The following is a 21880-nucleotide window of genomic DNA, read 5'->3' as shown; positions in this document are numbered from 1 at the left end:
CGCTGGTCACCTCTTCCCTTCTCCGAGCACGTCGGTGAACACTTCCGCGAGCCGGTTGGTGTCGTGGGTCGCGGTGCCGTCGCGCGAGGCGACGTCCGCCACGACGAGTCTGCCACCGAGTGATTCGATGTACTCGGGCACGTGCGGATCCTCCGCGACGAATCGCGGGTCCGCGATGACGACGTCAAACCGTACCCCAGGTGCGTGATCCGCGAGCAACTCGATGTGGCGCGACGCCGAGAACCCCGACGTCTCGTCGGCCGGGGCGATGTTGAGCACCAGGATTCGCCTCGCCTCGGTCTCGACGATGGCGTCGCGCAGGTCCGGCACGAGGAGGTGCGGGATCACGGACGTGAACCAGGACCCGGGGCCCAGCACGATGGCGTCGGCGTCGCGGATCGCCTGCACCGCCTCCGGGCGAGCGGGCGGCCGGTCGGGCACGAGCCGTACCGCCTGCACCTCTGCCCAGGCCTTGGCGACCGTGGACTGCCCCGTGAGCGTGTTGACCTCGTCGGGCGCGAACGGGTCGAGGCCGACGACGTCCGCCTCGATCTCGAGCGGGACGGAACTCATCGGCAGCACGCGGCCGCGCACGCCCAGCAGGTCGCCTACCATGTCCAGGGCGGCCACCTCGTCGCCGAGCTGCTGCCACATGCCGGCGATCAGCAGGTTGCCGATCGCGTGCCCCGCAAGGGGGCCGTCGCCGCGGAACCGGGCCTGGAGCACGCTCGCCCAGGTGCGGCCGTGCTCGTCGTCGCTGCAGAGGGCAGCCAGCGCCATCCGCAGGTCGCCGGGCGGGAGGATGTTGAACTCGTCGCGCAGCCTGCCGGACGACCCCCCGTCGTCGGCGACCGTCACCACGGCGATCAGCCGCTCGGTGACCCGGCGCAGCGCCGTGAGCGTCGCGGACAGGCCGTGGCCGCCGCCCAGCGCCACGACCCGGGGGTGGGTGGGCAGCGTCATTCCTTCCCCATATCCCGGTGCAGCACCGTGGCCATGACGTCCTTGTCCCTGAGTCGCCGCGCGAGCTCCTCCCCCATCGCCGTGGAGCGGTGCTTGCCGCCGGTGCAGCCGATGGCGACGGTGACCTGTCGCTTCCCCTCGTTGAGGTAGCCCGGGCTCACCGTCTCGAGCACGTCGATCATGTTGCCGAGGAACGACTGCGCGGCCTCGTGCTTCAACACGTACTGGGCCACGTCCCGGGACAGCCCGGACTTCGGCCGGAGTTCGGGGATCCAGAACGGGTTGGGCAGGAAGCGCACGTCGAAGACCAGGTCCGCGTCGATGGGCAGCCCGTGCTTGAAGCCGAAGCTCATGATGGTGACCGCGAGCTGGTCGGTCCGCTCGGAGCCGAAGTGGTTGGCGATCCGCTGCACCAGTTGCCGGGCGCTCAGCCGGGAGGTGTCCACGACGATGTCGGCGGCGGCCCGCAGGTCGGCCATCAGGTGCCGCTCCTTGGTGATCCCGTCGATCAGGCGCCCATGTCCCTGCAGCGGAAGGGGGCGGCGGCTCGACTCCTGCCGCTGCACGATGACGTCGTCGTCGGCCTCGAGGTAGACGAGCGCCAGCTTGCTGGTGTGCGCGCGGAGCGTGGCGATGGCGTCGGGGAGCTGTTCGAAGAAGTCACGGGTCCGGACGTCGGCGACGACCGCGAGCCGGTCCATGCCGAAGCCTGTCACCGTCTCGGCGAGCGAGGGCAGCATGACGGGCGGCAGGTTGTCGACGACGTACCAGCCGAGATCCTCCATCGCGTGCGCGGCCGTCCGGCGACCGGCGCCGGACAGACCCGTGATGATCGCGACTTCACTCACCATGCCGGACAGCCTAGCGGCGAACGCGAACCCGGCTTCCCGCATCGGCCGAGTCGGCGGACCGCTCGACCAGGCCCCGGGCGTGCAGCGCCTCGCCCGTCGTCTGCGCGTAGGCGACCGCGCCGACGATGGCGGGGATGAGGAGCCCGACGACGCTGCCCTCCCGCCCCCGGGCGCGAGCGGCCTCCCGCGCGTCGGCGAGCGAGCCCATCAGGTACGGGATGGACCGGACCATGATGGCCACGGCCAGCGCCACCTGGTTGGGGTCCACGCGCACCCACCGGAGCGGCCGCAGGCCGACGGTGAGCGCGTCCAGGAGGTCGGGGGTGCTGGTGGTGAGCGTCAGGAGCCGGGAGGCCAGGACCGCGAGCAGCACGTTGCCCGGAGAGGTGATCGCCTGCTCGAACCGGAACGTCAGCAGCTGGTAGCCGACCAGGACGGCCAACAGGATCCACAGCATCGAACCGACGTTGAGCGCCCGCGTCACCGGGATGCCCGACGAGCGCAGCAGGGCGAGGACCAGCGCGATGCTGCCCAGCGTGAGCCACCACTGCCACCAGAACAGCGCCGGCAGCGTGACGGCGAGCAGCAGGAGGTACTTCCAGCCGGTCCCGAGCCGGAACAGCCAGCCGTCCTGCGGCTGGTAGAGGCCGAGCAGGCTCGCGTGGACGTTCACGCCATGAGCCTGACGTAGTGGTCGATCGCCGGCCCGGGTTCGTCGTCGGCGACGATGCGTCCGCCGTCGACGACGATGACGCGCTCGGCCGTGCGAGCGAACCCCATGTCGTGGGTGGAGAAGACCACCTGTTGGGGCAGCCCCTCGAAGACCCTCTCCAACTGCGCCCGGTTCCGCAGGTCGAGCAGCGTCGTCGGCTCGTCGGCGACGATGATCCGCGGCTCCACGGCGAGCACGCTGGTGAGCGCGACCAGCTGCCGCTCCCCTCCCGACAGGTCGTAGATCGACTGGTGGGCCACGTGGCCGAGGTCCCGCTCGTCGAGCAGTTGTCTCGCCCGTTCGAGGCGCTTCGCGCGGCCACGGACGGTGGCTCGGAGGCTGAGTTCGATGTCCTCGACGGGGGTGGACATCAGCAGCTGCGAGAGAGGATCGGTGAAGACGAAGCCGACGATGCCCCTGACCTGCTTGCCGGCTGTGACCGTGTCGTGGCCGTCGACCCGCACCGTGCCCGCGGTGGGCTGGCGGAGCCCGTTGAGCAGGCGCAGCAGCGTCGACTTCCCCGACCCGTTCGCGCCGACGACCGCGATCCTGCGCTCGGAGAGCTCCAGCGTGATGCCGTGGAGCAGGACCTTCCCCGGGTCGTCGCGGCGGATGCCGGGGACGACCACGGAGACGCGGTCGAGCTCGATCATCGGCGGAGCAGCCTGGGGAATGCCTTGTAGACGGCGTAGGCGACGAGGACCGCGACGATGGACTTGAGGACGTCGCCCGGCCAGTAGGTCAGGTCCGCCAGCCACACCTCACCGAAGGTGCTGCCGGTGGCGCGGGCGATGCCGAGGGTGCCGAGCGGGTAGGTGACGAGCACGCGGGACGCGACCAGGACCAGGAACAGCCACACGGGGGTCAGCCGGGTGACGCCGCGGCGCGTCACGAGGCGGGCGGCGTAGCCCACCACGACCACGGACACGAGGAACGCGACGAGGTAGCCGGCGGTCGGTCCCGCCCAGACCCCGAGGCCGGCCTTGCCGCCCGCGAAGACGGGCAGGCCGGCGGTGCCGACGAGCAGGTAGAGGCCGACGGCGGCGGCGCCGAGCCACGGGCCCAGGCACAGTGCCGTGAGGGAGATCGCCAGCGTCTGCAGCGTGATCGGCACGCCGAACCCGCCGACGGGGATGGCGGGCATCAGCGACATGGCGGCGATGAGGGCCGCGAACACCGCCACGTAGGCGAGGTCGGAGGCGTGGAAGGTGCGGGCGCTCGGGGCGGCGACAGCGGTCATGGGTGTCTCCTCGTTCAGGTTCACGGCTATTCAACACCACCTTTTGAACAGTGTTCAAATCGCAGCGTCAGGCATGCGAGTCGAGGAACTGGAACACCTCGGTGTCGTCCACGCCGGGGAACGTGCCCGGCGGGAGCGCCGCCAGCAGGTGGGCGTGCGTCCGGGCGCTGGGCCAGGCATGCCCGGCCCACCTTCGCGTCAGTTCCTCGGGCGCACGCCGGCAGCAGCCGGGGTCGGGGCACCCCGAGACGGACTTCTCCCTGGTCTCCCGTCCCCGGAACCACTTCGAGTCCTTGTAGCGCACACCGATGCAGGTTGAGAAGATGCCCGAGTCCGCGTACTCCACGCGGGCCGTGCACCAGTACGTGCCGTTGGGGGTGTCCGTGTACTGGTTGAACGCGTTGAACTTGTCGGACACGTCGAACACCTGCCGCGACGTCCAGTAGCGGCACACCGGCTGGCCCTCGATCGCCCCGAGGTTGTCCTTCGGGAAGGTGACCCCGTCGTTCTCGTACGCCTTGTAGATGATCCCCGACTCGTGCACCCGCTGGAAGTGGACGGGGATGTCGAGGTGCTTCGTCGCGAGGTTCGTGAAGCGGTGCGACGCGGCCTCGTAGCTCACGGCGAACGCGTCGCGCAGGTCCTCGACCGCGATCTGCCGCGCGGCCTTCGACTCCTGCAGGTGCCGGACCGCCGGGCCCTCCGGCATCAGCAGCGCGGCGGCGAAGTAGTTGGTCTCCACCCGCTGCCGGAGGAACTCGCCGTAGCTGCGCGGCGGCTCGTGGCCGAGGATGAAGTGGCCGAGCGCCTGCAGCAGGACGGATCGCGGCTCGTGGTCCCTCGTCCGCGCGATCGGGAGGTAGATCCGCATGTGCTTGAGATCGGTGACCGAGCGCGTCGAGTGCGGGAGGTCGTCGGCCTGGTGGAGCGTGAAGCCCAGGTGCTCGGTGATCTCGCCGATGAGGTGCTGGGAGAGCGGTCCCGACGTGTAGCCCACGCGCTGGAGCAGCTTCGCGGCCTCGGCCTCGAGCTCGCCGAAGTAGTTGTCCCGCTCGCGCATCTCGTCGCGCAGCTGCGCGTTCGCCCGTCGGGCCTCCTCGGGCGTGGCGATCCGCTCCGCGGCGTCGCTCGCCAGCTCCTTGTGCAGCCGCACCAGCGCCTCGAGGACGTCCATCGGCATCCGGGGCGAGATCCGGACCGCCGGCAACTCCCTCTCCCGCGCCAGCGGTGAGTGCATGTATCGCTCGAGCTCGATCTCGAGCTGGGCGCGACGGCTCGGCACCGGGGCGGTGAGGTCGTCCAGCGTGGCCCCATAGATACGGGCGAGCCTCTGGAGGGTGGAGAGCCGCGCCTCCCGCTTCCCGTTCTCCAGCAGCGAGAGCTGGGAGGCCGCGATCCCGGACCGTTCGGAGACCTGGGCGAGCGTCAAGCCCTGCTCCTTGCGGAGGTGCCTGAGCCGACGGCCAAGCGAAAACGGGTCGAAAGCCCCCGACTCGGAGGGCAGTTCGAGTGTCGGATCATCGTCGATCGTCATGAAATTCACGGTAACAGAATTTTCGCGTTTTTTGACCCGGAATTTCTATACCAATTGTGGTGACGGTGCCGGATCGTAGTGGCAGGAGGGACCCGGCGCAGGGGCTGGGCCCACAACGGAAGGAACCACCGATGAACGCGAAGTCCGCAGAACTCCTCGAGCACGACTGGACCCACAACCCCCGCTGGGCGAACGTCCGCCGCGACTACACCGCCGACGACGTCGTCCGCCTCCGCGGCACGGTCCAGGAGGAGCACACGCTGGCCCGTCGCGGCGCCGAGATCCTGTGGGACAAGATCCACACCGAGGACTACGTCAACGCGCTCGGCGCGCTGACCGGCAACCAGGCCGTCCAGCAGGTCAAGGCCGGCCTCAAGGCCATCTACCTCTCCGGCTGGCAGGTCGCCGCCGACGCCAACCTCTCGGGGCAGACCTACCCGGACCAGTCCCTCTACCCGGCCAACTCGGTGCCGCAGGTCGTCCGCCGGATCAACAACGCGCTGCTGCGCGCCGACCAGATCGAGCACTCCGAGGGCATCCGCACGGTCGAGGACTGGCTCGTCCCGATCGTCGCCGACGCCGAGGCCGGCTTCGGTGGGCCACTCAATGCCTACGAACTGATGAAGTCGATGATCGCGGCCGGTGCCGCGGGCGTCCACTGGGAGGACCAGCTGGCCTCCGAGAAGAAGTGCGGCCACCTCGGAGGGAAGGTCCTCATCCCCACCAAGCAGCACGAGCGCACGCTCAACGCGGCCCGCCTCGCCGCCGACGTCGCCGACGTCCCCACCGTCATCGTCGCCCGCACCGACGCCGAGTCCGCCACCCTGATCACCTCCGACGTCGACGAGCGCGACCAGGAGTTCATCACCGGCGAGCGCACCGCCGAGGGCTTCTACAAGGTCCGCCCGGGCATCGAGTCGTGCATCGCACGCGGCAAGGCGTACGCCCAGTACGCGGATTTGCTGTGGATGGAGACCGGCACGCCCGACCTCGAGGTCGCCCGCCGCTTCGCGGAGGCCATCAAGGCCGAGCACCCCGACCAGCTGCTGGCCTACAACTGCTCGCCGTCGTTCAACTGGCGCAAGCACCTCGACGACGCCACGATCGCCAAGTTCCAGCGCGAGCTGGGCGCGATGGGCTACAAGTTCCAGTTCATCACGCTCGCCGGCTTCCACGCCCTCAACTACTCGATGTTCGACCTCGCCCACGGCTACGCCCGCGAGGGCATGACGGCCTACGTCGAGCTCCAGGAGCGCGAGTTCGCGGCGGAGGAGCGCGGCTACACGGCCACCAAGCACCAGCGCGAGGTGGGCACCGGCTACTTCGACGACATCGCCACGGCGGTCAACCCCGAGAGCTCCACGACGGCGCTCAAGGACTCGACCGAGGCCGCACAGTTCTGACCATGACGGATTGAGACCAGGAGAACACCATGACGACCACCGACCAGACCCGGTTGATCGAAGAGACCCACACGCGCCTCGGTGACCTGTGGGTCGACCGCAAGCTCGTAGAGTTCCTCGACACGGACGCCCTCCCCTGCGCCGGCGTCGACAGCGACCAGTTCTGGGAGGGGTTCGTCGAGGTGTTCGCCCGGTTCACCGGCCGCAACCGAGAGCTGCTCCGGGAGCGGGACAGGCTGCAGTCCGCCATCGACGAGTACCACCGCGCCCGTCCGGGGCGGCCGGAGGCGGACGACTACGAGGAGTTCCTCCGCTCCATCGGCTACCTGTTGGAGGAGCCGACGGACGTCGCCGCCACCACCGCCGGGGTGGACCCGGAGATCGCCGAGATCGCGGGCCCGCAGCTCGTCGTGCCGGTGATGAACCGGCGCTTCGCCATCAACGCCGCCAACGCGCGCTGGGGCTCGCTGTACGACGCGCTCTACGGCACGGACGCGATCGCCGAGGATGACGGAGCCACCCGCGGGCGGGGTTACAACCCCGTCCGCGGCGCCCGGGTGATCGCCTGGGCGAGGGACTTCCTCGACCGTTCGGTCCCGCTGTCGTCCGGGTCGCACGCCGACGTGGTCCGCTACGAGGCGGGCCGCCGGTTCCGGGCCACGCTGGAGTCCGGGGAGGTCGTCGGGCTCGCCGACGAGACCGCCTACGCCGGCTTCCTCGGCGAACCGGAGTCGCCCGGTCACGTCCTCTTCCGCCGGAACGGCCTGCACATCGACCTCCAGATCGACGCCGGCCACCCGATCGGGCGCGACGACAAGGCGCACGTCGCGGACATCGTCCTGGAGTCCGCCGTCACGGCGATCATGGACTTCGAGGACTCGGTCGCCGCGGTCGACGGCCCCGACAAGGTGGTCGGCTACCGCAACTGGCTCCGTCTCAACGACGGCACCGCCGCCCAGGTCATGTCCAAGGGCGAGCGCGCCTTCACGCGCACCCTCGACCCCGACCGCGTGTTCACCACGCCCGAGGGCTGCAACCTGCGGCTCCCAGGCCGGGCGCTGATGCTGTGCCGCAACGTCGGCCACCTGATGACGACGCCGGCCGTCCTCGACGCCGACGGGCGCGAGCTGCCTGAGGGCATCCTCGACGCGCTCGTCACGACCCTCTGCGCCATCCCCGGCCTGTCGGCCTCGAACAAGCGGGGGAACTCCCGCGCGGGCTCGATCTACATCGTGAAGCCGAAGCAGCACGGCCCCGACGAGGTCCGCTTCACCACCGAGCTCCTCTCGGCGGTGGAGGACGTCCTGGGGCTCGCTCGCAACACCATCAAGGTCGGCATCATGGACGAGGAGCGCCGCACCACGGTCAACCTCGCCGCCTGCATCAAGGAGGCCGCCGAGCGGATCATCTTCATCAACACCGGCTTCCTCGACCGCACGGGCGACGAGATCCACACGTCCATGGAGGCCGGCCCGATGATCCGCAAGGCGGAGATGAAGTCCGCGACGTGGATGCGCGCCTACGAGGACTGGAACGTCGACGTCGGCCTCGCCACCGGGCTCCCCGGGCACGCGCAGATCGGCAAGGGCATGTGGGCCAAGACCGAGCTCATGGCCGACATGCTCGAGGAGAAGATCGGCCACCCGTCCGCGGGCGCCAACACCGCATGGGTGCCCTCCCCCACCGGCGCGACGCTGCACGCGACGCACTACCACCTGGTGGACGTCCGCGAACGGCAGGCTCAGATCGCCCGCTCGGGACGGCGCGCCACGGTGCGGCAGCTGCTGGAGATCCCACTGGCGGAGGTGGCGGACTGGACCGAGGAGGAGAAGCGCAACGAGGTGGACAACTCCTGCCAGTCGATCCTCGGCTACGTCGTCCGCTGGATCGAGCAGGGCGTGGGCTGCTCGAAGGTGCCGGACATCAACGACGTGGACCTCATGGAGGACCGGGCGACGTGCCGGATCAGCTCCCAGATGCTGGCCAACTGGATCCGCCACGGCGTCGTCTCCGCGGAGTTCGTCGTCGACTCGTTCCAGCGGATGGCGAGGGTGGTCGACGAGCAGAACGCCGGTGACCCGAGCTACCTGCCCATGACCCCGGGCGAGGGCGAGTCGTTCGACGACTCCATCGCCTGGTGCGCCGCACGGGACCTGGCGCTGGAGGGGACCCGGTCGCCGTCGGGCTACACCGAGCCGATCCTCCACGCCCGCCGTCGCGAGTTCAAGGCCCGACACAGCATCCTCTGACCCTCGGGTCCCGACGACGGCCCGGTGGCCGAGCACCCCATGCTCGGCCACCGGGCCGTCACCTCAGAGCTCGGTCACCTCGCCGGTGGTGAGGTTCACCGCCTCACCACCGGAGCCGGCGACGGCTGCGTGCACGGACGCCGCCAGCCGCAGGCCGAAGCCCGGCACCTCCGCGATCTCCTCGACGGTGGCGGCCCGCAGCTTCTTCATGCTCCCGAAGTACTTCAGCAGGGCCTTCCTGCGCACGTCGCCGAGGCCGGGGACGCCGTCGAGGATCGACTCGATGACCGCCTTGCCGCGCCGCTGCCGGTGGAAGGTGATGGCGAACCGGTGCGCCTCGTCGCGGGCGCGCTGCAGCAGGTACAGCCCCTCGGAGGTGCGCGGCAGGATCAGCGGGTACTCCTCGCCGGGCAGCCACACCTCCTCGAGTCGCTTCGCCAGCCCACACAACGCGATGTCGGCCGTCAGCCCGAACTCCTCGAGCACCTGGGCCGCCGCGTTGACCTGGGGCGCGCCGCCGTCGACGACGATCAGCGCGGGCGCGTAGCTGAACCGCCTGGCCGAGCCGGTGGTGGCGTCCACGAGTTCGTCGTCCTCCGACGCCCTCAGCCGGCGGAGCCGGCGGGTGAGCACCTCGCGGATGGCGCGGACGTCGTCGGAGCCCTCGAAGCTCTTGATGAGGAAGCGCCGATATTCGGAGTTGCGGGCGAGCCCGTCCTCGAACACCACCATGGAGCCGACCACCTCCTCGCCCATCGTGTGCGAGATGTCGTAGCACTCGATCCGCAACGGCGGCGCGGCCAGGCCGAGCGCGTCGGCGATCTCCTCGAGCGCCTGGTTTCGGGTGGTGAGGTCCGTGGCGCGCTTGAGCTTGTGCTGGTCGAGTGCGAGCTGGGCGTTCTTCACCGCGGTGTTGAGCAGCGCCCGCTTCTCGCCGCGCAGCGGCACACGGATCTCGACGCGCGCCCCGCGCCGCTCCCCCAGCACCTCCGCCACCGCGGCGTCGGCCTCGACCGAGCTCAGGATCAGCGGCGGGATCTGCGCGTCCTCGGCCGCGTACAGCTGGCCGAGGAAGAGTTCCATGAGTTCCGTCAGGGGCGTGTCGTCGAGGCGGTCCGCCACCCAGCCGCGCTCTCCGAGGATCCGGCCGTCGACGACGTGGAAGATCTGCACCGCCACCTGGTTCGCGTCCTCGGCGAACCCGACGACGTCGGCCCGGGTGCCGTCCATGAACACCACCGACTGCTTCTCCTGCACCTTCTTCAGCGCACCGAGCGAGTCGCGCAGGATGGCCGCGCGCTCGAAGTTGAGCGCCTTGGAGGCGTCGTACATCTCGCGCTCGATGCGCCCGATGATGGCGCCCGTGTTGCCGCCCATGAAACTCATGAAATCGGCGACGATGTCACGGTGCTCCTCCGGGGACACGCGGCCGACGCAGGGGGCGGAGCACTTGCCGATGTCCCCCAGCAGGCAGGGTCGCCCGTCGCGGCGGGCACGGTCGAAGACGCCCTTGGTGCAGGAGCGCATGGGGAAGACGCGCAGGAGCAGGTCGACCGTGTCACGGATGGCCCAGGCCTGGCCGTAGGGGCCGAAGTAGCGCGTGCCCTTCTTCTTGGCGCCGCGCCCGACGAACACGCGCGGGAACTCCTCGGAGACGGTGAACGCGAGCCACGGGTAGGACTTGTCGTCGCGGTACTTCACGTTGAACCGCGGGTCGAACTCCTGGATCCACGTGTACTCGAGTTGCAGCGCCTCGACCTCCGTGTCGACCACGGTCCAGTCCACCCGCGCCGCGGTCCGCACCATCGTCTGGGTCCGGAAATGCTTGGAGCCGAGGTCGACGAAGTAGGAGCTCAGCCGGTTGCGCAGGTTCTTCGCCTTGCCGACGTAGATGACGTTGTCGAACGCGTCGAAGAACCGGTAGACACCCGGTGAGGTAGGGATGTCCGCCGGTCGGGGACGGTACGACGCGGGGTCCGCCATCTACAGCATCTCCGCCAGGAAGCGGCCGGTGGCGGACTCGTCGATCCGGGCGATCTCCTCGGGCGTGCCGGCGCCGACGAGGGTGCCGCCCCGGCTGCCGCCGTCCGGGCCCATCTCGATCAGCCAGTCGGCCGACTTGATGACGTCCAGGTTGTGCTCGATGACCACGACGGTGTTGCCCTGGTCCACGAGCTTCTGCAGCACCGCGAGCAGGCGGCGGATGTCCTCGAAGTGGAGGCCGGTGGTGGGCTCGTCGAGCACGTAGAGCGTTCGGCCGGTGGACCGCTTCTGCAGCTCGGCGGCCAGCTTGACGCGCTGCGCCTCGCCGCCGGAGAGGGTCGTGGCCGGCTGCCCGAGCCGGACGTAGCCCAGCCCGACCTCGTTGAGGGTCTTCAGGTGCCGGGAGATGATGTTGAACGAGGAGAAGAACTCCACCGCCTCCGCGATCGGCATGTCGAGCACCTCGGCGATGGACTTGCCCTTGTAGTGCACCTCCAGCGTCTCGCGGTTGTACCGGGCACCGTGGCAGACCTCGCAGGGGACGTACACGTCGGGCAGGAAGTTCATCTCCACGCGGATGGTGCCGTCACCCTTGCACGCCTCGCAGCGGCCGCCCTTCACGTTGAACGAGAACCGGCCGGCCTGGTAGCCGCGGACCTTCGCCTCCGGGGTCTGCGCGAACAGGTTGCGGATCTTGTCGAACACGCCCGTGTAGGTGGCCGGGTTGGACCGCGGGGTGCGGCCGATCGGCGACTGGTCCACCTGGATCACCTTGTCGATGTGCTCCAGCCCCTGGATCTTCTTGTGCTTCCCGGGCACGGCCTTGACGTTGTAGATCGCCTTCGCCGCCGCCGGGTAGAGGATGCCGTTGACCAGCGACGACTTGCCCGAGCCGGACACCCCCGTCACGGCGATGAGCCGCCCGAGCGGGAAGTCGACGTCCACGTCGCGCAGGTTGTTGTGCCGCGCTCCCTTGACCGACAACTTCTTGCCGTTGCCGGTGCGCCGGACCGCGGGCATCTCGATGCTCTGCCGTCCCGACAGGTACTGGCCGGTCTTCGAGTCGGGGTTGGCCAGGAGCTCTTCGACGGTGCCGGAGACGACTACCTCGCCTCCCAGCTCGCCCGCGCCGGGGCCGATGTCGACGACCCAGTCCGCGGCGCGGATCGTGTCCTCGTCGTGCTCGACGACGATGAGCGTGTTGCCCATGTCGCGGAGCCGTTCGAGGGTCTCGATGAGCCGCAGGTTGTCGCGCTGGTGCAGGCCGATGCTCGGCTCGTCGAGCACGTAGAGCACGCCGACGAGACCGGACCCGATCTGCGTCGCCAGGCGGATGCGCTGCGCCTCCCCGCCGGAGAGCGTCGCGGCGGCGCGCGACAGTGTCAGGTAGTCGAGGCCCACGTCGAGGAGGAACTTCAGCCGCGCGAGGATCTCCTTGATCACCCGCTCGGCGATCTTCGCCTCGGTGGGCGTCAGGTCGATCCCGCCCAGGAATGCCGCGGCGTCCGCGATCGAGAGGCCGACGAGCTCGGAGATGTTCTTGCCGTGCACCGTCACCGCGAGCGACGACGGCTTCAACCGTTCCCCGTTGCAGGTGGAGCAGGCGATCTCCCGCATGTACGCGCCCCAACGGTCACGGGCGGAGTCGGTCTCGGCCTCGTCGTGGCGACGGCGGATGAAGGGAACGATGCCCTCGTACATCTGGGAGAAGCTGCGCTGGCGGCCGAACCGGTTGCGGTACTTCACCACCACGGCCCCAGGGACGCCGTGCAGCAGGATCTTCTTCGCAGAGGCAGGGAGCTTGCGCCAGGGGGTCACCATCGAGAACCCGTGCTCCTCCGCGAGCGAGGTGAGCACGTGCTCGTAGTGGCCGCGGATGTGCGCGTTGTTCCACGGCGCGATGGCCCCCTCGGCGAGGGAGAGGTCCTCGTCGGGCACCAGGAGCTCGGGGTCGGGATCGAGGACGGAACCGATGCCGCTGCACGCGGGGCACGCGCCCCACGGCCCGTTGAACGAGAACTGCCGCGGCTCGAGCTCCTCGATGTGGACGTCGTGGTCGTTCGGGCAGCCGAGCTTCTCCGAGTACCGCTTCTCGCGCTCGGGATCGTCCTTCGGGAGGTCGACGAAGTCGATCGTGACGATGCCGCCCGCGAGGGTCAGCGCGGTCTCCACCGACTCCGTGATCCGCTGCTTCGCGGTGGGCTTGACCACCGCCCGGTCGACGATCACCTCGACGTCGTGCTTGCGTTTCTTGTCGATCTCCGGCAGGTCGGTCAGCTGGTACAGCTCGCCGTCGATCCGGACGCGCGCGTAGCCGTCGCCGAGCAGCTGCCGGAACAACTCCGCGAACTCACCCTTGCGGCCGCGAACGAGCGGCGCGAGGACTTGGAACCGGGTGCCCTCCTCCAGCGCCATCAGGCGGTCGACGATCTGCTGCGGCGTCTGCTTGCCGATGGGGGCGCCGCAGACCTCACAGTGCGGGACGCCGATGCGGGCGTAGAGAAGGCGCAGGTAGTCGTAGACCTCCGTGATGGTGCCGACGGTGGAGCGCGGGTTCCTGCTCGTCGACTTCTGGTCGATCGACACCGCCGGGGAGAGGCCGTCGATGAAGTCGACGTCGGGCTTGTCCATCTGGCCCAGGAACATGCGCGCGTACGAGGACAGCGACTCGACGTAGCGGCGCTGCCCCTCGGCGAAGATCGTGTCGAACGCCAACGACGACTTCCCCGAACCGCTCAGTCCGGTGAAGACGATGAGCGAGTCACGGGGAAGGTCTATCGAGAGGTTCTTCAGATTGTGCACACGCGCGCCGCGCACCACGAGCCGTTCATTCACAACTCGCAATACTATGCGCCCCCTCCGACAACACGACTTTTGGTAGGTTTGCACACATGACCGAGGCGGCGACGTTCGTCGAGGTGATCGACGCGATCCGTGAGCAGACCGCTCACCTGCTCGGCACCACGATTTCGTACGACGAGGGCGATTGGGCTGCACCCACATCGCTGCCCGGGTGGACCCGTTCACACGTCGCCGCGCACCTCGTCGAGGACGCCAACCGCATGCTGGCGCTGCTCCGGCGGATCGAGACCGATGCCGGCGAGGGCATGCACCTCACGCCCGCGGACCGCCAGCGGGCCCTGGAACGTCGCGCGCTGGACGCGGGCCTGACGCTGCAGATCCAGCTCGACGAGAGCTCGGGACAGCTGCAGCGGGCGCTGGCCCGCCTCGAGGACGAGCACCGGCCGGTGCGACTCACCGACAGCTGGCGACTGCCCGCCAGCGTCCTGCCGCTGGTGCGCCTGCGGGAGGTCGTCGTCCACCACTTCGATCTGGTCGGCCACGAGGCCCTGACCATCGCGGATCCGGTGACCACGTCGCTGCTCGAGCTCGAGATCGGGCGCACCCACGTCCGCGACCTGCCCTCGATACTCCTGGTGACGGACGAGGGGTTCTCCGCCCGCATCGGCGCCGACGAGGGCGACACGTCCACTGTGATCGGCCCCGCGCACGACCTCCTGGTGTGGCTGGCGCGCGGCGTGGTCACCCCCAACATCAGCGGCGCCCACGGCATCCAGTTCGACCCGGGCGCCCACGCGCAGCGCGCCGTGGCCGGAGACCATCGCCCCTAGCCGGTTGACCCTCCCCTGCGTACGCTTCCAGCTAGACGGGGAGGAACGATGACGAACCTGGGCCGGCCGCGCGCAGCACGTCCTCCGCAGCGCGGGCTCAGCACCATCGCGATCGTGTCGCTGGTCGCCACCGCCGTCATCGTCGTGCTCGGCATGGTGGCGCTCATGCTGTGGCCCGGGGGCACGCCGACCCCCAGCCAATCCGCCTCCCCCGGTCCCGGCGACCCGGCCACTCGTCCCTCCACCCCGACGGCCCCGGCCTCCCCGAGCGCCAACCCGCATCCGCCCGGCAGCTGCGTGTTCCTCTCCGGCACCCCGGAGGACCCGCGCCTCCAGCCCGCCGACTGCGCCGCCGACGGACGCGACGGGATCGTCTACGAGGTCGTCGCCGCGCACGAGGGGATCGGCACCTGCGGCGAGTCGATGACCCAGTACACCGAGTACCTGGGCGACGTGACGACCGTCACGCTCTGCCTCGCGGAGGTGCTCGTCGAGGGTGGCTGCTACGCCTACACCGACCAGCTGGCGGCGGTCCGCCGGGTCGACTGCCCGGACGGGGACTTCCGCGTCGCCCAACTCGTCGAGGAGGCCGGCGCGGAGTGCGGACCGGGCGAGGACCAGTTCAGCTACGCGGAGTGGAATCGCACCTACTGCCTGGACTCCGCCTCCTGACCCTTGGATTGTCGTAGGTACGTTCTAATCTTGGTGCATGCGTCCTATCGAGGAGTTGCAGCGCCAAGTCGCGCCGCTCACCGTCCACTCCGACTTCCAGCCCTCCGGGGACCAGCCGAGGGCCATCGACGAGCTCGAGCGGCGCATCAGGGCCGGCGAGAAGGACGTCGTGCTGCTGGGCGCGACGGGCACCGGAAAGACCGCCACGATCGCGTGGCTCGCCGAACGGCTGCAGCGGCCGATGCTGATCATGCAGCCCAACAAGACGCTCGCCGCGCAGTTCGCCGCCGAGCTCCGCGACTTCTTCCCGGAAAACGCCGTCGAGTACTTCGTCTCCTACTACGACTACTACCAGCCCGAGGCGTACCTCCCGCAGACCGACACCTACATCGAGAAGGACTCCTCGCTCAACGAGGAGGTGGAGCGGATGCGGCATGCGGCGACCAGCTCGCTCCTCACCCGCCGCGACGTGATCGTCGTCGCCACCGTCTCGGCCATCTACGGCCTCGGCACGCCCGAGGAGTACCTCGAACAACGCATCACCCTCAGGGTGGGCGACGAGATGGACCGCGACGAGCTGCTGCGGCACCTGGTGCACATCCAGTACGCCCGCAACGACATCGGCGGTGGCCGCGGCACCTTCAAGGTGAAGGGCGACACCCTCGAGGTCTACCCGATGTACGAGGAGAACGCGGTCCGGATCGAGTTCTTCGGCGACGAGATCGAGCGCATCGCCACCATCCACCCGATGACGGCCCATACCATCCGAGAGGAGGACGAGATCTACATCTTCCCCGCCTCCCACTACGCGGCGGGCCAGGACCGGATGGAGCGGGCGATCGCCGGGATCGAGGCCGAACTCGTGGCACGCCTGCAGGACCTGGAGGCCGAGGGGAAGCTGCTGGAGGCCCAGCGGCTGCGGATGCGCACCACCTACGACCTGGAGATGATGCGCCAGATCGGCACCTGCTCGGGTATCGAGAACTACTCCCTCCACATCGACGGCCGGCTGCCCGGCTCGCCGCCGTCGTGCCTCATCGACTACTTCCCCGAGGACTTCGTGCTCGTGATCGACGAGTCGCACGTCACCGTGCCGCAGATCGGCGGCATGTACGAGGGCGACGCCTCCCGGAAGCGCACGCTCGTGGACCACGGCTTCCGGCTCCCCACCGCGCTGGACAACCGGCCGCTCCGCTTCGACGAGTTCGAGCAGCGCATCGGCCAGACGGTCTACCTGTCGGCCACCCCCGGGCCCTACGAGATGCAGCGGGGCAAGGACGCGGTCGAGTTGATCATCCGTCCCACCGGCCTCGTCGACCCGGAGATCGTGCTCAAACCCACCAAGGGCCAGATCGACGACCTCATCGGCGAGGTGCAGGCCCGCGTCGCCCGCAACGAGCGGGTGCTCGTCACGACGCTGACGAAGAAGATGGCCGAGGACCTGACCGACTACCTCGTCGAGGCCGGGATCCGTACGCGCTACCTGCACTCCGACGTGGCGACGCTGCAGCGCCTCGACCTCCTGCGGGACCTCCGTCGCGGCGAGTTCGACGTGCTCGTGGGCATCAACCTCCTGCGGGAGGGCCTCGACCTCCCCGAGGTGTCCCTCGTCGCGATCCTCGACGCCGACAAGGAGGGCTTCCTCCGCTCGGAGCGCTCGTTGATCCAGACGATCGGCCGCGCGGCCCGCAACGTCGGCGGCCAGGTGCACATGTACGCGGACAAGATCACCCCGTCGATGCAGGCCGCCATCGACGAGACGAACCGCCGCCGCGACATCCAGGTGGCCTACAACCTCGAGCACGGGATCGACCCGCAACCGCTGCGCAAGCGGATCGCCGACGTGTCCGAACTGCTCGCCCGCGAGGACGCCGACACGAAGGAACTGCTGGGTGCGAGCAAGAAGCTGGACACGTCGGCCATGGCGGAGCAGGAGCTGGCCAAGCTCATCGAGGACCTCACCGCACAGATGCACCAGGCGGCCTCCGAGCTGCAGTTCGAGCTCGCGGCGCGTCACCGCGACGAGATCCACGACCTCAAGAAGGAGCTCCGCCAGATGATCGAGGCCAACCGCTGACCACGGCCGCCGGGATGGCTTATGCTTGCCCGTGTCGCGGGAGAACCGGCTCAGCCGGTGCCGAAGGAGCAACCGCCCCGGAAACTCTCAGGCCCCCGGACCGCGACGGACAACGACTCTGGAAAGAGGCCTCCCGGCCCGCCGACGGATGAAATATCTCAGGCACCAAGGACAGAGGGGGCACCGACGACGCAGTCGGGTGCCGGAAAGTCCGGGCCCGGTGGAGGGATCACATGACCGAGTTACGACAGACCCCGCTCCACGAGTTCCACGTGGCCAAGGGCGCCAGGATGGTGCCGTTCGCGGGCTGGGACATGCCCGTGCAGTACCCGACGGGGCTCATGAGCGAACACAACCACACCCGTGAGGCTGCGGGCCTGTTCGACGTGAGCCACATGGGCCAGGTGCTCGTCCGTGGCGAGTCGCCCGAGGCCGTGGCGGCGGCCCTCGAGACCGTCACCCCGGCGAGCGTCGCGGGGCTCCAGCCGTGGCGGCAGCGCTACGGACTGTTCACCGACGCGTCCGGCGGCATCCTGGACGACTTCATGTTCGCCAACCACGACACGCACTTCTACCTCGTCGTCAACGCCGCCCGCACCGACCACGACCTGGGTGTGCTGCGATCGGTGGACGGGATCGAGGTCGAGCATGTGACCGACCGGGCCCTGCTGGCGCTCCAGGGACCGCTGGCCGAGGAACACCTCGCCCGGCTGGTCCCCGCGGTCACGGAGATGGTGTTCATGGACAACCGGGTGCTGGACTGGGAGGGCCACGAGCTGTGGATCTCGCGCTCCGGCTACACCGGGGAGGACGGTTTCGAGGTGTCGCTGCCCGAGGGCGCCGCCGTGGCCTTCGCGGAGGCGCTGCTCGCCGACGGCGCGGTCTGGCCCATCGGCCTCGGCGCGCGCGACTCGCTGCGGTTGGAGGCGGGCATGCCGCTGTACGGCCACGACCTCTCCCCCGAGATCACCCCCGCGAAGGCCGGGCTGGCCTGGTCCGTCCCGAAGGTGCGCCGGCCGGGCGGCAGCCGGGAGGGCGGCTACCCGGGCGCCGACGTGATCGGCCCCGAGCTCGACGACGGCCCGTCGCGCGTCCGCGTCGGCCTCCGCCCCGAGGGACGTGCGCCGGTCCGGGAGGGCGTCGAGCTCTTCGCCGACGAGACCTCAACCGAGGTGCTCGCCGTCGTCACCTCCGGCGGCTTCGGGCCGACGGTCGGCGGCCCCATCGCGATGGCGATGCTGCCGGCCGGCACCGAGCCGGGCAGCACCGTGTTCGCCGAACTCCGCGGCAAGCGGATCCCCCTGACCGTCACCGATCTTCCCTTCGTCAACCTCCACTACAAGCGCTAAGGAGCACCCCATGATCAAGTACACCGAAGAGCACGAATGGCTCTCCCTCGCCGACGGCATCGTCACCGTGGGGATCACGCAGTACGCGGCCGACGAGCTCGGCGACATCGTCTTCATCGAGCTCCCGGAGGAGGGCGAGGAGGTCACCAAGGGTGACGAGATCGTCGTCATCGAGTCCGTCAAGACGGCCTCCGACATCACGGCCCCGCTCGACGGCCAGATCACCGAGGTCAACCAGGCGGTCGTCGACGACCCCGCCACCGTCAACGCCGACGCCACCGAGGCATGGTTCTTCCGGATGAGGGTCACCGACGAGGCCGCGTTCGACTCGCTCATGGACGAGGCGGCCTACAAGGAGATGATCGGCTGATGTGGCAGCCCACCGGCTACAACCCAGATGACTTCGCCAACCGGCGGCACATCGGCCCGTCGCCCGAAGAGATGGAGACGATGCTGGCGACGATCGGCGTGGGCTCCCTCGACGAGTTGATCAGCCAGACCGTTCCAGCGAGCCTCCGCCAGTCCGACGACCTCGGCTGGGAGCCGATGACCGAGGGGCAGCTGCTCGGCCATCTCCGGGCGGTCGGCGCGAAGAACAAGGTCATGACGTCGATGATCGGGCAGGGCTACTACGGCACCGTCACTCCACCGGCCATCCAGCGCAACATCTTCGAGAACCCGGCCTGGTACACCGCCTACACGCCGTACCAGCCGGAGATCTCCCAGGGCCGGCTAGAGGCGCTGCTGAACTTCCAGACCATGGTGAGCGACCTCACGGGGCTGCCCGTGGCGAACGCCAGCCTCCTCGACGAGGCGTCCGCCGCCGCCGAGGGGATGGCTATGGCACTGCGTCAGACCAAGGGACGCAAGCACCGGTTCTTCGTCGACGAGCAGCTCCACCCCCAGGTCATCGCCGTCATCCTCACCCGGGCCCGGCCGCTGGGCGTGGACTGCGTGGTGGGGCCGATCGAAGAGCTGCCCGCCGACGAGGTGTTCGGCGCCGCGCTCGCCCACCTCGGCACCCACGGCGAACTGCGGGACCTGACCCCGCAGTGCGAGGCCGTCCACGCCGCCGGCGGCATCGTCGTCGTCACCTCGGACCTGCTGGCGCTCACGCTGGTCAAGGAACCGGGCGCGATGGGCGCGGACATCGTCGTGGGGTCGGCCCAGCGCTTCGGCGTGCCGATGGGCTACGGCGGCCCGCACGCCGCGTTCATGTCGTGCACCGACGCCCTGAAGCGCACCATGCCGGGCCGACTCGTCGGCGTGTCGGTGGACTCCGCCGGGCGACGTGCGTACCGGCTCGCGCTCCAGACCCGCGAGCAGCACATCCGGCGCGAGAAGGCGACGTCGAACGTCTGCACCGCCCAGGCGCTGCTGGCGGTCATGGCCTCCATGTACGCCGTGTTCCACGGGCCCCGCGGCCTCAAGGCGATCGCGGAGCGCGTCCACCTCTGGACGGTCACGATCGCCGAGGCACTCCGCGCCGGCGGTTTCACGGTCGAGACGCAGGAGTTCTTCGACACCATCACCGTCAACGTCGGCGAGACCCAGGCCGACGTGCTGATGGCGGCCGAGCGTCGCGGGATCAACCTGCGCCGCATCGGAAGCGACCGCATCGGGCTCTCCGTCGACGAGACCACGGACCGCGACGTCGTCACCCGCCTGCTGCGGGCGTTCGGCATCGAGGACGAGCCGGCGTTCTCCGATGCCCCGTCGATCTCCGACGGGAAGCTGCGCTCCAGCGAGTTCCTGACGCACCCCGTGTTCCACATGAACCGGGCCGAGTCGGAGATGATGCGCTACATGCGCCGCCTGTCCGACCGCGACCTGGCGCTCGACCGCGCGATGATCCCGCTCGGCTCCTGCACGATGAAGCTGAACGCCGCCGTCGAAATGATGCCGGTGTCGTGGCCCGAGTTCGCGGGCCTCCACCCGTACGCCCCCGCCGACCAGGCGGAGGGCTACCGCGAGGTCGTGAGGGACCTCGAGGCGAAGCTGTGCGAGATCACCGGATACGCCGCGTTCTCCATGCAGCCCAACTCGGGCGCCCAGGGCGAGTTCGCCGGCCTGATGACCATCGCGTCGTACCAGCGCGCCCAGGGCGAGGACCGGGACGTGTGCCTGATCCCGACGTCCGCGCACGGCACCAACCCCGCGTCGGCCAGCATGGCGGGGCTGAAGGTGGTCGCCGTGAAGGCAGCCGACAACGGCGACATCGACATCGAGGATTTCCGGGCGAAGGCCGAGGCCGCGGGCGACCGGCTGTCGTGCGTGATGGTGACCTACCCGTCGACGCACGGCGTCTTCGAGGAGACGATCCGCGAGGTCGCCGACATCACCCACGCCCACGGCGGCCAGGTGTACATCGACGGGGCGAACATGAACGCGCTCGTGGGGCTGGCGAAGCTCGGCGAGCTGGGCGGCGACGTCAGCCACCTGAACCTGCACAAGACGTTCGCCATCCCGCACGGCGGTGGCGGTCCAGGCATGGGCCCCATCGGCGTCAAGCCCCACCTCGTGGAGCACCTGCCCAAGGACCCCGCCACCGGCGAGGAGGGCGCGGTCGCTGCTGCGCACTACGGCTCGGCGTCGATCCTGCTCATCTCGTGGGCGTACATCCTGCTGATGGGCGGCAAGGGCCTCACCCAAGCCACCCGGGTGGCGATCCTGAACGCGAACTACATCGCCGCCAGGCTGAGGGACAAGTTCCCGATCCTGTTCCAGGGCGAGTCCGGTCGGGTGGCGCACGAGTGCATCCTCGACACCCGCGTGTTCGCCTCCTCCGGCGTCACCGTCGACGACGTCGCCAAGCGGCTCATCGACCACGGGTTCCACGCACCGACCATGTCGTGGCCGGTCGCCGGCACCCTCATGGTCGAGCCGACGGAGTCCGAGACGCTCTTCGAGCTGGACCGGTTCTGCGACGCGATGCTCGACATCGCGCGCGAGGCGGAGGAAGTGGCGTCGGGGAAGCTGACCGTCGATGAATCGCCATTGCGGCACGCCCCGCACACCACCGAGGACCTCGTGGCGGAATGGGACCGCAAATACAGCCGCGAACAGGCGTGTTTCCCGGCGGGCGCATTCCGTGTCGACAAATACTGGCCCCCGGTGGGCCGTATCGACAACGCCTACGGCGACCGGAACCTTGTTTGCACCTGTCCCCCTTGGGGAGACGAGGCCTGACGTCAGGCGCACCCCGACACGCCGGT

At 69.5% G+C, this 21880-nt stretch carries 16 protein-coding genes and 2 riboswitches; of the genes, 8 read left to right on the top strand and 8 right to left on the bottom strand.

Annotated elements, in window-relative coordinates; genetic code table 11:
• Positions 1-6 precede the first annotated feature (6 nt).
• From BLR46_RS10705 to BLR46_RS10680, 6 genes are all read right to left on the bottom strand, one after another.
• On the bottom strand, positions 7-963 hold the full coding sequence (locus BLR46_RS10705) for a gluconeogenesis factor YvcK family protein (RefSeq protein ID WP_093251982.1): 957 nt from the start codon (positions 961-963) through the stop codon (positions 7-9).
• Entirely contained in the window at positions 960-1814 is an 855-nt protein-coding gene (rapZ, locus tag BLR46_RS10700; protein ID WP_093251980.1) for an RNase adapter RapZ, read from the bottom strand. The genes BLR46_RS10705 and rapZ overlap by 4 nt, the downstream gene beginning before the upstream one ends.
• 10 nt (positions 1815-1824) lie before the next feature.
• On the bottom strand, positions 1825-2487 hold the full coding sequence (locus tag BLR46_RS10695) for a CbiQ family ECF transporter T component (protein WP_093251977.1): 663 nt from the start codon (positions 2485-2487) through the stop codon (positions 1825-1827).
• Positions 2484-3179, bottom strand: coding sequence for an energy-coupling factor ABC transporter ATP-binding protein (locus tag BLR46_RS10690; protein ID WP_093251974.1), 696 nt, complete (start codon positions 3177-3179; stop codon positions 2484-2486). Before BLR46_RS10690 ends, BLR46_RS10695 begins: the two co-directional genes overlap by 4 nt.
• Positions 3176-3766 (bottom strand): biotin transporter BioY, encoded by a 591-nt coding sequence (locus tag BLR46_RS10685; protein ID WP_093252646.1) that lies wholly within the window; start codon positions 3764-3766, stop codon positions 3176-3178. Before BLR46_RS10685 ends, BLR46_RS10690 begins: the two co-directional genes overlap by 4 nt.
• Before the next feature lie 67 nt (positions 3767-3833).
• Positions 3834-5300: a helix-turn-helix domain-containing protein gene (locus BLR46_RS10680; RefSeq protein ID WP_093251972.1), complete on the bottom strand. Its 1467-nt coding sequence runs from the start codon at positions 5298-5300 to the stop codon at positions 3834-3836.
• Positions 5301-5431: 131 nt separating this feature from the next.
• On the opposite strand from BLR46_RS10680, the gene aceA reads away from it, so the two are divergent.
• A complete protein-coding gene (gene aceA, locus BLR46_RS10675) occupies positions 5432-6703 on the top strand; it encodes an isocitrate lyase (RefSeq protein ID WP_093251970.1) in 1272 nt (423 codons plus the stop codon).
• Between the two features lie 29 nt (positions 6704-6732).
• Entirely contained in the window at positions 6733-8952 is a 2220-nt protein-coding gene (locus BLR46_RS10670; RefSeq protein ID WP_176761743.1) for a malate synthase G, read from the top strand.
• Between the two features lie 63 nt (positions 8953-9015).
• On the opposite strand, the gene uvrC is transcribed toward BLR46_RS10670, so the two are convergent.
• Both uvrC and uvrA read right to left on the bottom strand, forming a co-directional pair.
• A complete protein-coding gene (gene uvrC / locus BLR46_RS10665) occupies positions 9016-10935 on the bottom strand; it encodes an excinuclease ABC subunit UvrC (protein WP_093251967.1) in 1920 nt (639 codons plus the stop codon).
• Positions 10936-13770 (bottom strand): excinuclease ABC subunit UvrA, encoded by a 2835-nt coding sequence (gene uvrA / locus BLR46_RS10660; RefSeq protein WP_425441393.1) that lies wholly within the window; start codon positions 13768-13770, stop codon positions 10936-10938.
• Positions 13771-13826: 56 nt separating this feature from the next.
• Here uvrA and BLR46_RS10655 point away from each other — a divergent pair, with 56 nt between their 5' ends.
• The 6 genes from BLR46_RS10655 (at position 13827) to gcvP (ending at position 21854) form a co-directional block, all read left to right on the top strand.
• Positions 13827-14567, top strand: a complete 741-nt coding sequence (locus BLR46_RS10655; protein ID WP_093251964.1) for a maleylpyruvate isomerase family mycothiol-dependent enzyme — start codon at positions 13827-13829, stop codon at positions 14565-14567.
• A 48-nt stretch (positions 14568-14615) separates the two neighbouring features.
• Positions 14616-15239, top strand: coding sequence for an LppU/SCO3897 family protein (locus tag BLR46_RS10650; RefSeq protein ID WP_093251963.1), 624 nt, complete (start codon positions 14616-14618; stop codon positions 15237-15239).
• 37 nt (positions 15240-15276) lie between these two features.
• The gene (uvrB, locus tag BLR46_RS10645) at positions 15277-17316 is read left to right on the top strand and encodes an excinuclease ABC subunit UvrB (RefSeq protein ID WP_093251962.1); all 2040 of its coding nucleotides are present in this window, start codon (positions 15277-15279) and stop codon (positions 17314-17316) included.
• Positions 17317-17343: 27 nt separating this feature from the next.
• Positions 17344-17429: riboswitch (glycine riboswitch) on the top strand.
• Positions 17430-17499: riboswitch (glycine riboswitch) on the top strand. It abuts the riboswitch before it with no gap.
• A 50-nt stretch (positions 17500-17549) separates the two neighbouring features.
• The gene (gcvT, locus tag BLR46_RS10640) at positions 17550-18665 is read left to right on the top strand and encodes a glycine cleavage system aminomethyltransferase GcvT (RefSeq protein ID WP_093251961.1); all 1116 of its coding nucleotides are present in this window, start codon (positions 17550-17552) and stop codon (positions 18663-18665) included.
• A 10-nt stretch (positions 18666-18675) separates the two neighbouring features.
• Entirely contained in the window at positions 18676-19035 is a 360-nt protein-coding gene (gene gcvH, locus BLR46_RS10635; RefSeq protein WP_176761742.1) for a glycine cleavage system protein GcvH, read from the top strand.
• The gene (gcvP, locus tag BLR46_RS10630; protein ID WP_218118440.1) at positions 19035-21854 is read left to right on the top strand and encodes an aminomethyl-transferring glycine dehydrogenase; all 2820 of its coding nucleotides are present in this window, start codon (positions 19035-19037) and stop codon (positions 21852-21854) included. The genes gcvH and gcvP overlap by 1 nt, the downstream gene beginning before the upstream one ends.
• Positions 21855-21880 lie beyond the last annotated feature (26 nt).

The sequence above is a fragment of the Tessaracoccus oleiagri genome, from assembly GCF_900103275.1.
In the GTDB taxonomy this organism is placed as follows: Bacteria; Actinomycetota; Actinomycetes; order Propionibacteriales; family Propionibacteriaceae; genus Arachnia; species Arachnia oleiagri.
Note: the sequence above shows the minus strand (reverse complement) of the source record. Positions and strands in the feature narration are given on the sequence as shown.